9 protein-coding genes and 1 pseudogene are annotated in these 11,157 nt (G+C 37.6%); 1 reads left to right on the top strand and 9 read right to left on the bottom strand.

The genetic code is table 11. The features are described 5' to 3' along the window. From QZU45_RS09410 to QZU45_RS09370, 9 genes and pseudogenes are all read right to left on the bottom strand, one after another. A partial coding sequence (locus tag QZU45_RS09410; protein ID WP_295354572.1) for a dTDP-4-dehydrorhamnose 3,5-epimerase family protein occupies window positions 1-166 on the bottom strand: 166 nt, incomplete at its 3' end. Next, window positions 153-1,074, bottom strand: a pseudogene (rfbA, locus tag QZU45_RS09405) (glucose-1-phosphate thymidylyltransferase RfbA). The gene QZU45_RS09410 and the pseudogene rfbA, both read right to left, overlap by 14 nt. A 105-nt stretch (window positions 1,075-1,179) precedes the next feature. Next, the gene (locus QZU45_RS09400) at window positions 1,180-2,319 is read right to left on the bottom strand and encodes a hypothetical protein (RefSeq protein WP_295354569.1); all 1,140 of its coding nucleotides are present in this window, start codon (window positions 2,317-2,319) and stop codon (window positions 1,180-1,182) included. Window positions 2,320-2,351: 32 nt separating this feature from the next. Continuing rightward, window positions 2,352-2,762 (bottom strand): FdtA/QdtA family cupin domain-containing protein, encoded by a 411-nt coding sequence (locus tag QZU45_RS09395; protein ID WP_295354566.1) that lies wholly within the window; start codon window positions 2,760-2,762, stop codon window positions 2,352-2,354. A 27-nt stretch (window positions 2,763-2,789) separates the two neighbouring features. Next, entirely contained in the window at window positions 2,790-3,881 is a 1,092-nt protein-coding gene (locus QZU45_RS09390; protein ID WP_295354563.1) for a DegT/DnrJ/EryC1/StrS aminotransferase family protein, read from the bottom strand. A 90-nt stretch (window positions 3,882-3,971) separates the two neighbouring features. Continuing rightward, complete coding sequence (locus QZU45_RS09385) at window positions 3,972-4,742, bottom strand: glycosyltransferase family 2 protein (protein ID WP_295354560.1); 771 nt, start codon at window positions 4,740-4,742, stop codon at window positions 3,972-3,974. A 92-nt stretch (window positions 4,743-4,834) separates the two neighbouring features. After that, complete coding sequence (locus QZU45_RS09380) at window positions 4,835-6,265, bottom strand: sugar transferase (RefSeq protein ID WP_295354558.1); 1,431 nt, start codon at window positions 6,263-6,265, stop codon at window positions 4,835-4,837. A 195-nt stretch (window positions 6,266-6,460) separates the two neighbouring features. Beyond that, window positions 6,461-8,047, bottom strand: a complete 1,587-nt coding sequence (locus QZU45_RS09375) for an AAA-like domain-containing protein (RefSeq protein WP_295354556.1) — start codon at window positions 8,045-8,047, stop codon at window positions 6,461-6,463. A gap of 83 nt (window positions 8,048-8,130) precedes the next feature. After that, complete coding sequence (locus QZU45_RS09370; RefSeq protein WP_295354553.1) at window positions 8,131-9,993, bottom strand: ABC transporter ATP-binding protein; 1,863 nt, start codon at window positions 9,991-9,993, stop codon at window positions 8,131-8,133. 599 nt (window positions 9,994-10,592) lie between these two features. Here QZU45_RS09370 and QZU45_RS09365 point away from each other — a divergent pair. Continuing rightward, a partial coding sequence (locus QZU45_RS09365; protein ID WP_295354550.1) for a transposase occupies window positions 10,593-11,157 on the top strand: 565 nt, incomplete at its 3' end.

Below are 11,157 nucleotides of genomic sequence, written 5' to 3'. Positions count from 1 at the left end.
CACCATAGGATGATTTTGACTGATTGTCCTGTACAAATCTGCAGTCAATGCCATTGGCCTTGAATTCGTTTTCATTGTAGCTTTCATAAAAATAGCCTCGGGCATCGTTAAATACCTTTGGCTCAACAATTACAACACCATCAATGGCTGTTTTAATAAAGTTCATGCTTTTCCTCTAATACCTTTATCAGATAATCCTTATAGGTTCCCTTCTTAAGTTCATCAATCAGAGACTGCATTCCGGCATCGTCAATATAGCCCATGTTGTAGGCAATCTCCTCAAGACACGCTATCTTAAGGCCCTGTCTCTGCTCAATAATCTGCACGAAGTTGCCTGAATCCATAAGTGAATCCGGTGTACCGGCATCAAGCCAGGCATTGCCTCGTCTCATTGGCACCACGCTTAAACGGTTTTCCTTTAGATAAAGGTTGTTAAGATCGGTAATCTCATACTCACCACGGGCAGATGGCTTTAAGGTCTTGGCTTTAGCTACCACATCCCCAGGATAGAAATACAAACCTACTGAAGCATAGTTCGACTTAGGCTTTGCAGGTTTCTCCTCAATGGATACCGCCTTGTAGTGCTCATCAAACTCAACTACACCAAAACGCTCAGGATCATTAACGTGGAAAGCAAATATTGTAGCATTCTTTCCCTGATTTGCCTTAACCTGCTCTGAGAATTCTCCAAACTGAGTTCCCATGTAGAAGATGTTGTCACCTAGAATAAGACATACATCCTCATCAGGATCATCTAGGAATTCCTCACCTAAAATAAAGGCCTGGGCAATTCCGTTTGGCTCTTCCTGAATCTTGTACTGAATTTGGCTCTTCCTGAATCTTGTACTGAAGATTTAATCCCAGCTTGTGACCATCGCCTAACAGGTTCTGAATGTTAGGAATATCTCTTGGAGTGGATATGATAAGAATATCCTTGATGCCAAAGAGCATCAGGGTTGACAGCGGATAGTAGATCATAGGCTTGTCATACACTGGCAGAAGCTGCTTTGACATAGTCTTTGTAAGTGGGTATAGTCTGGTTCCGCTTCCGCCTGCAAGTAGTATTCCTTTCATAAACAATCCTTATTTTGATGATCTGTTTTATATATTTCTTTATAAATTTCTAATTGAATAATTCTATCTCTGTAAGTTTAGTATTCTGTCTCTTACAGTTCACTATTATACCGCTTTATACTTTAAAAGGCCCTTGACCACGTTCTCAAAGCTGTATACCTCTGCGGCACGGTTGATTTCAGAGAGATACTGAGGATAGTCAGTTTTAAAGTTATTGATAAACTTAACCACTTTTTCACGTGTTTCCTCATAATCCTTAAAATCAAGCTTAATGCCAACCTTATACTCATCTAATAGCTGAGGGTTGACACTGTCTGAGATGATTACAGGTTTCTTAAAGCCTAAAGCATTGAAACACATGGCGCTGTATGTATATAGGTATTGTTTTGAGTTATAAGGCGCAAGAATAACATCTGAATCATCTAAGGCTTTCTGCCAACTTTCATCTCTGAGATAGGCCTTTGTAAAATTAAATCTTGGGTTATTACCGTAAAGAGCAATCAGCTCATTACAGGAATCTTCATCTTTCTTATTACTGGTTACAGCCTGCAGAGTAAATCTGACTGGTATATCATAATCCTCTTTTGCAAAAATATCGCAAAGCATTCTCACATTATCGTCATGACGGTAAAAACCATATAGAGATAAATTCAGAGGAGTATGACCATCATAGTACCCATTTGGTTTTATAAGCGTTGGCTTGTAAAAAGGAGGATTAATGTACTCAACATTAGGCAGATTGGTCAGGAAATGATTAGGACTGGTAATGGTAATATGGATATTACTGTATTTCTCAAGTTTCTTGGCTAAAGATAGAAACTGAGGTAATCGGCCTTTCTTTTCAAAGGAAAACACCTGAAGATTTACAACTACAGGCACCTTTGATTTACGTAAATTACTATGAAGAATTGAACGAAGATATCTTGGGGTTGCAGTTGGAATAACAATCAGAGAAAAATCCTTTTCTGAAGCTATTCTGCAGGCGCTGTCAAACCAGCATTTTCTTCTGTACTCTCTGGTAAAAGATAAATAGGCCTTTCTGAAAAAGCCGGCTTTACTATAGGAAACCGCCTCACCACCTGACAGATATTCAACAGGAGTACCATAATCTGTCTTAAAAGGATAATTCTCAGGTACAAAAAAAACAGGAGAATGCCCTTGTGCTCTAAATTCATTCACAAGACCTCTGTCATATTCAACTTCATGACCAGAGGGTACAACGGTTTCTAAAATTGCAATTTTCATAGGTAAATCAGGAATTGATAAATGGATACAGATTATTTATTAATTTCTTTTAAATAATCATCATACTTACGGATATACTCACTGCCATCATAATGAGTACTGGCCAGAACCATCAGAACAGCATCAGGAGAAAACTCATACATCTCCTTCCACATCATTTTAGGAATATAAACTCCGTCACGAGGACGGTTCAGAGAAATAATCTCCTTACGATGTCCGTCTGTAACCATTACTTTAGAAGAGCCGGAGACATTAATTAACACAAATTCAGAGAAGCGGTTGGCGTGACAACCTCTTACAACGGTTGCATCAGAACCGTAAATAAAGAATGCCCTCTTGATCTCAAAAGGAATATCCAAAGCACCTTCAACTACTACAAGATTTCCTCTTTCATCTCCCAGCTCAGGAAAGGTAATTTTTCTGCATAGCTCATTTGAGGACATATTTTCTCCCAATACCATTAGACCGTACTACCTCTGATACTCGTTAAGTGACTTAACAACATAATCAACTTCATCATCAGTCAGAACTGGAGAAATTGGCACAGAGAGGATTGTTGAGTGAATAGCTTCACTGATAGGATATGACAGTGTATTCCACTCTTTGTATGCTTCCTGTTTATGAGGAGGAATTGGATAGTGAATCAGTGTCTGAATATCTTTAGATTTTAGATAATCTGCCAGTTTATCCCTGTTAGCTGTTCTAACTGCAAATACGTGATAAACATGAGATAGCTCAGAATAACTCTTTGGCAGAATGATGGCTTCATTTCTGATATTCTCACAATAATACTTCGCAATTTCTCTGCGTCTTGCATTATCAGAGTCAAGATGTTTTAATTTAACATCTAAAACTGCGGCATGTATTTCATCAAGACGGCTGTTTACACCTTTGTATATGAAGTGATATTTATAGTCAGAGCCATAATTGGCTAGAGCCTTTACCTTTTTATAGATTTCTTCGTTATCTGTAACGACTGCACCGCCATCACCCAAACAGCCTAAATTCTTACCAGGATAGAAGGAGAATGCTGCAGCATCAGATAAATTACCAACTCTCTTGCCCTCGTAGATAGCACCATGAGCCTGAGCGCAGTCCTCAAATACCTTAAGATTGTATTTTTTGGCAAGCTCCCAGACCTTTTTCATCTGTACAGCCTGACCATACAGATGGACCACCATAATTGCCTTGGTCTTTGAAGTAATCTTTTCTTCAATCTTATCAACGTCAATGTTGTAGGTATCAAGACTTGGCTCAACCAGAACAGGAGTACAGCCATTGGCTGAAATAGACAGAATAGTTGCGATGTAGGTATTGGAAGGAACAATAATCTCATCACCTGCTCCAAAACCATGAGCCTTTATAATCAGAGTCAGAGCATCCAGACCGTTAGCTACACCGACACAGTATTTTGTGCCACAGAACCTGGCAAAATTTGAACTGAAGATTTCATTCTCAGTTCCCTGCAGGTACCATCCTTTATCAAGAACAGTCTTAATTCTTGAATCAATTTCATCTCTGAAACGATTGTTGATTTTCTCTAAATCTAAAAATTTAATCATATTCTGTACTGGCTCTGTTTAATAAAATCCGATTAAGCAACCAATTAAATCACTATAAATATAGCTAAAACTAATCACTGTTTACTCAATTTATATCTTACCACCATTACGATTTAAACTATCAAGTTTTAAGTACTTCTCCATAGTGTAGAAATAATGTAATGCGCTAAAGATAAAACCAAGTTTTCCATCTAAAAAGCCTCTATGAATAAAATAAACCTTGATAAAGGCCCAGAGAGGTTTTATAACGATATCTCTTGCAAAATTACATCTCTTACCTTTGCTGCGGTATTTCTCTGCCACCAAGGATGAATAATAGTTTATTTTATTCAAGTGTATTTCCCAGGTTTTATAAGGGAAGTGAATCAGTCTTCCATTCAGTCTTTTGATAGGAGATGAAGAATGAAGCCTTTCATGAACATTTCCTTCATAATGGGATTTAGCTTTAAGAAATAATCTTTCCACATGATCAGGTCTCAGGTCCCCGTGTAACACCACCCCTGAAACAAAATGGTTCTCTCTTGAAACCTGATAACAGAAATCTTCATTGGAATTGACTGCGGCAATTATTTCCTTCTGAAGTTCCTGAGTAATTCGTTCATCCGCATCCAGCATAAAAATCCAGTCATGATTGGAATTTTCAATGGCAAAATTTCTCTGAGCAGAATAATCGTTATTTAAATCTCTGTTAAGAACTTTTGCCTTCATTTCAAGAGCAAATTCTACAGTTCTGTCTGAAGAATTATTTTCAATAACCAGAATTTCATCAGCAAAAGAAGCACTTTCTATACAGGCTTTAATATTCTCTTCTTCGTTTCTTGCCAGAATAACGACAGATAAAGGTAACTTAGAATCATTCATACCAGACTGTAACATTACAATTTAAAATAATTCCGCTTTATTTAATATAGTAAAGAAACAGTAAAGAGCTTTTTCAAAATATTATATCTTTACTACTTGGCACCTTTGCCGAACAGAACCACCTTGATGGTTAAAAGCACAATTTTTATATCCAGAAGAATTGACCAGTTATCAATATACTTCATATCAAGCTTTACTACATCCTCAAAGTTCTTGATATCAGAGCGACCGCTCACCTGCCATAAGCCGGTAAGACCAGGCAGCATGGAAACTCTGGCCTTGTGCTTTGGCTCGTACTTGATATATTCATCCACTGTAGGAGGTCTGGTACCTACAAGAGACATATCGCCCTTAAGCACGTTAATAAACTGAGGCAGCTCGTCAATACTGGTCTTGCGAATAAAACGACCGACTCTGGTGATGCGGGGATCATCCTGCATCTTAAACATCAGACCGTCAACTTCATTCTTTGACATCAGATCCTTCTTTCTGGCCTCAGCATCTGCACACATGGAGCGGAACTTGTAGCATTTGAAGATACGGCCGTTCTTACCTACACGTGGCTGTGAGAACAGAATCGGACCTTTTGAATCAATTTTTATGATAGGGCCTACGATTACATAGAAGATACAGAAGATTAAAAAGCCAACAAGTCCACCACTAAAGTCCATCAGATGCTTTGCAAAGAGTTTCTTATGTGACATATAGTTGCGGCTTACAGATATACACTGCACATTTCCGATCTTGTCAAACTTAACAAAGGAGGATGGCATATAGTCAAAGAGGCTCAGATTAACTCTGATATCAACCTTAATGCCCATTTCCTCGGCTTTTGAAAGAGTATCCTTAAGCTCTGTATCAGAATCATACTCATCAGTCAGAACCACCAGCTCATCAACCGAATTGCGGGTCAGATAATTTAAAAGCTCATCATTAGAGCAGATGACCTTTTTGCCATGGGTACTCCTACCGATAAGAGATACATCAGAGGTAGAGATACCGATGATATTACGGGTCCAGTCAAGCTCCTTATCAAAAAGTCTTACAGCCTGTTTATAGGTCTCTGGGGCTGCTACCACCAGGACTCTTGAGGAGAATTTGCCCTTTTTAAAATATGAAAGCAGGATGTACTTTATAAAACTGCGGGATACATAATCCAGAATTACAAAACCTATAAAGAAATAAGTCACTATAAGTCGGCGGGAGTCTGTAAGTCCGTGCAGCCAGAACAGCACGATAATCAGACCGCATACCATCAGTAGAGCTATTTCAAAGGAAACTACAGCTTCTCGATAAATACCTCTGTAGATAAAACTCTTATTAAGACCTGTAAAGAAATTTACATAGAAAAGCTCTGCACAGAGAATTAGGAAATACTTAATCGGAGTTGAATATAAAAAGATATTAAATACTTCATTGAAGTAAACGAAATGAGCTATCAGCAATGATAGTACAATACAGGTGACACCGGAGAAAGTCAGAATCCAGTTTAAAAGGCTTTCACGTTTTGATTTTATATACATTAGATACCGTACCTTATGTATTCTCTTTTGTATTTATCTTATAGGGATATGGGTATGTGTTTTTTATGCTTTTAGGTTTGTACATCAAAGCTAACTGTTATGCATTAAAGTTTATATACTTTAAATCATACTTTTTTGTGTTAAAGCCAGCCTGCACAAATATCCTTTTATGATTTTACTATATTACCTCACAATCTAAACCATTCCCTCAAACAAAACCTTATTACCAATCTGAACTCTCTCTACGCCAGTTTTCTTTTTCTTATTAAAATTAAAGCTCAGCATATAACCGGTATCAAGATTCCAGTAATCAAGATACTCACAGATCTGTTTTTCACCATCAAGGTTATATCTGTCACCATGCCAGATCTTAAGCTCAATAATGTACTGCTGACCAAGATAATCAATAATTACATCAGTTCTTCTGTCATCGCGGGTCTGAGCTTCTATGTAATAATTTCCAGTTCCGTTGATAATCGGTTTTATATACAGGAGGAATAATTCTCTGCCATCCTTTTCTTTAAACCTGTCTTTTAATGGACCATAAATCTGAGTGTAGGTCTTTATAAAATGCTCCATAATAAGAGGCATATTAAGCCTGTCATCCTGTACAAAGATATTTCTGTTTACACCTGCATCTTTTGAAAAGGCATTGTTTTTTATTTCCTCATCCGAAAGGAACAGGTTATATAACATTGTTTCAAAGATTCTGTTAGAAACTCTGACTGTATTATGGTCATTTCTGATCAGCCCATACATCTGCAGCTGAAGTAATGAATCCTGCTGAGCATTAAATGAGAATCTGGCTCCTTCCATCAGTATACGTCTTATAGATTGTCTTAACTCAGGATAATTATTCAAGACCTTGGTTAAGGACTGAAAAAGAGTATTATTCTCAGACAGGATAAGCTTAACAGCTTCATCTACACCTCGCATTGACCATGCAGATAGAGGATTTCCGAACTTATTCACCACCTCATTGTCTATAAGCTCACAGATACGGCTAACCAGATAAGGATAGCCACTTGTGTAGTCATAAATAAGTTTTGAAATATACTCTGTATCAAACTCAATGGCATGATCCGCTTTGTATTCACAAAGCATCTTACAGATACCTTGCGAAGGAAGACTCATATCCACAGAAAAGTCAGCAGCAATATTCCATGGACTGTTTTCCCTGCTGTCTTTATCCTCTCTGAGTTTTCCCTTTAGATGTTTTACATCAGTAACTCCGGCTAAGATTACAGAATGAAAGGCAGGATCACCGTTTGTATCTCTACTTATATATCCATATCTTAACTGCGAAAGAAAATCTAAAAACACCTGATTATTTGTGGCACTGTCAACTTCATCAATAATAAGAACAACCTTTTTATCTGACTCACCACACCACAGATAAAGGTGATCGAAAAGAGTACTTAATCTTGTATCTGGAGTCTGAGTATCTCTCCAGGCCTCGAGTTTAGAACAGATATTCTCAGGAATATTAAGCTCAGCTTTTCTTTTTAAAACCAGTCTGCAGAATTCCTGAACAAATTTTTCTTCTGTAGAAAAACCAGAATCGCTTATCTGCTGAAAATCAAGTGATAGCACAGTATAGGTATCTGAGAGATATTTTTTTAAAGCAGTAATAGTAGTAGTTTTTCCATACTGTCTAGCTCGATTTATGGTGAAATACTTACCTTCATCAACCATTACACTTATCTCTCTTACTCTTTGAGTAAGATCAACCATATAATGCTTTGATGGTATACAAACTGCGGTTGTATTAAACTGCTTCATAAAAAAATCCTAGTATAGTGCACCCAGATTCCAGACAATTTAATTAAAAATATAATCTCGTTCTCCAAGAGTAGCTTTGTTTATTACTCTTGTTCAAAATTTTTATCTTCACCATCTGCTGAAGATTTATCCTCTTCAGAGGACTCATTCTCTGCAGCAGCTTTATTGGCAAACTGAGAGTTGTATAGAACAGAGTATGCCCCCTGCTTTTCTAAAAGCTCTGCATGAGTGCCCTCTTCAACCAGTCTGCCGTCATTGATAACCAGGATCTTATCAGCATCCATAATGGTTGATAGTCTGTGGGCAATAACAATGGTGGTTCTGCCTTCCATAAGTTTATCCAGAGCTCGCTGAACAACCTTCTCTGACTTGTTATCAAGAGCGGAGGTTGCCTCATCCAGAATTACCACAGGAGCATTCTTTAAAATAGCACGGGCAATAGCAAGACGCTGTTTCTGACCGCCGGATAACAGCAGACCTCTTTCACCGATTAAGGTATCAAGACCATGAGGCAGCTTACTGATAAAATCATCTAAAAAGGCTGATTTAACAGCAAAATCAATCTGTTCCTGAGATGCATTCTCATTACCGTACATCAGGTTCTCACGGACAGTTCCATCAAAGAGGAAGTTATCCTGGAAGACCATGGAAATATTCTCTCTTAAGGAGGAGATTGAGTATTCATTGATATCGGTACCATCAACCAGGACTTTTCCTGAATCAAGCTCATAGAGTCTTGGGATAAGAGAGGTAATGGTTGATTTACCTCCACCTGAATTACCGACAAGTGCAACCTTAGAGCCAACAGGAACATCAAAGGAGATATCCTTTAGAATCTTTCTATGACCATCATAGGAGAAATCCACATGCTCAAAGCGGATGGATTTGTTGACTCCCTTTAAGCTCTTCTGATTATCCTTTTCCTGCTCTTCAACACTGTATAAATCCAATACATCATAGATACGCTCTAAAGCCAATAATGAAGTCTGAAGTCCTACATAGTTGTTACCGATACTCTTGATTGGGGTATAGAGCATAATAAGAGCAGCGATGAATGCCACAAAGGTACCGGAAGTAATAACACCGGTGGTAATAAGATGCAGACCGTAATAAAGCACACCGGCAACACCTACAGCGGTCACAATATGCATAACAGGACCAAGCCAGTTGGTATCACGGGTCATCTTCATGGAGATTTTGAAAAGCTCTTCGACATTGACATTGAACTTATCAAACAGAGTCTTCTGAAGATTAAAGGATTTAATAATCTTAATACCTGAATAGGTTTCTACATATCTGGTAGAAAGCTGAGTGCCGGATTTAACAGACTTGGCAATGCTCTTTGATACCTTTTTTCTGACAATACTGATAGGAATAAAAAGGAATACCAGTACACCAACAGCAATAAAGGAAAGCTGCCAGGAATTGTAAAGTAGAACACAGACAAGACCAACTGAGGACCAGAATTTAGACAGGAAAAGTTTTGCGTTAGATACCAGACCGTTGGTAGCAGTATCAGCATCACCAGCAAAACGGTTCATTACAATACCGGAGGTATTCTTGTCAAAGAATGAAATATCAGCATTGAGAAGTTTCTTATACAGAGTCTTCTTTAAATTGGTAGAGATTCTGGTACCGACATAGGTATTAACCAGATTGGAGGCATAAATACATATACCCTGGACAATGGTAAAACCGACGATGATGTAAGGAACCTGTTTAGCAAACTCAGTGTCCTTTTCAACCATTACATTGTCCATAAATGGTTTTAGGAAGGAGGCTACAGCAGCATCAAGACCACCCACAGGGATGGTCAGAAGAACACCTAACACCAGCCAGAAGAATACTGGTTTTAGAAAAGGCCAGAATCTTTTAAAGCCTTCTAATGAGGAATAATTAGGTTTTGAGGAAACAATATCAAGTCGTTGTGATTCTTTTTTACTCATAGTTCTTTTGGTTAATGTATTCAAATTCAGCGTTATTATACCCAAACTTGAAGCATTTAGACAGTTGAAACTATAGACAAATTACATCAAAGCGACTTTAGATGAGACTTGGGGAAGATAAGTGGTATGAAATAAGTATTATCACGTAAATCAAAAGACATTAACAGAATAATATCCATAAACTATTATGTCGGTGCTAAAACAAGAACAAAACCGATGTCTGACTGCAGATTAGTAGTATTTAAATTTTTTTAAGTTATACAGCCAGACCAAGATTACGTTGGGCACCACTCAATAAAAAAACAAAAATCAAAGAAAACGCTCGTCGTATGATACATCACCAGAGTATCTTAATTTTCATGCCCTCAACTTTTGCAGTTCAATATTAACTGATAAAGACTTTATAGATGCGGTCTAGCACCACATTTGCTGTTTAAAAATCAATTTCTTTATTTATTTTTGAATCGGATTAGAATTGAGGATTTTGAAGTAAAAAATCACAGTTTTTATATTGAAAATCATATAGTTAACTGTGATTTAAATGGTGTTCTGTGTTATAATATTTCTTGCTAAATCAAATAGATAACACGAGAAACACCATGGATAATATACAACAGATCGCTTCAAATTCCAAAACATTTTTATCCTTTTCATCTGTCCTTTCTAAGGAATGTCTGAATATCTCCAAACTTTTACATCAGAGTGGATTTAGAAAACGTTCTGGAGCGGATATTCTTACCATGTTTATGGTTTTCATAAAATCCATATTCTGTGGTGCTTATTCACTGCATGACAGGTATTCTCTAAACGATGTTGAGTCTCCTGACTGCAGTTACTATGCTCTGATGAGAATATCTATCATCTCATCTCTGAATAACAAAGGTCACATCTATACTCTGTGCGTTGATGACACTGTAATAGAAAGACCAAGAGGAAAAAAGATAGAGGGGCTGTCCAGAACGTTTAACCATGTAATAGGAAAGACAGTAAAAGGTTACGCAAATCTACTGATTACTTGGACTGACGGTATTACCAATATCCCTGTTGCCTCTGAGCTAATGTCTTCAAGAAAGGAGGACTGCGTGATCAGGAGTCACAACAAGCGAATTGATAAGCGTTGTGCCGGAGCTAAAAGAAGAGCCAATTCAGTCATGAGAAAACCTA

This window comes from uncultured Succinivibrio sp., from assembly GCF_902756765.1.
GTDB lineage: Bacteria > Pseudomonadota > Gammaproteobacteria > Enterobacterales > Succinivibrionaceae > Succinivibrio.
Note: the sequence above shows the minus strand (reverse complement) of the source record. Positions and strands in the feature narration are given on the sequence as shown.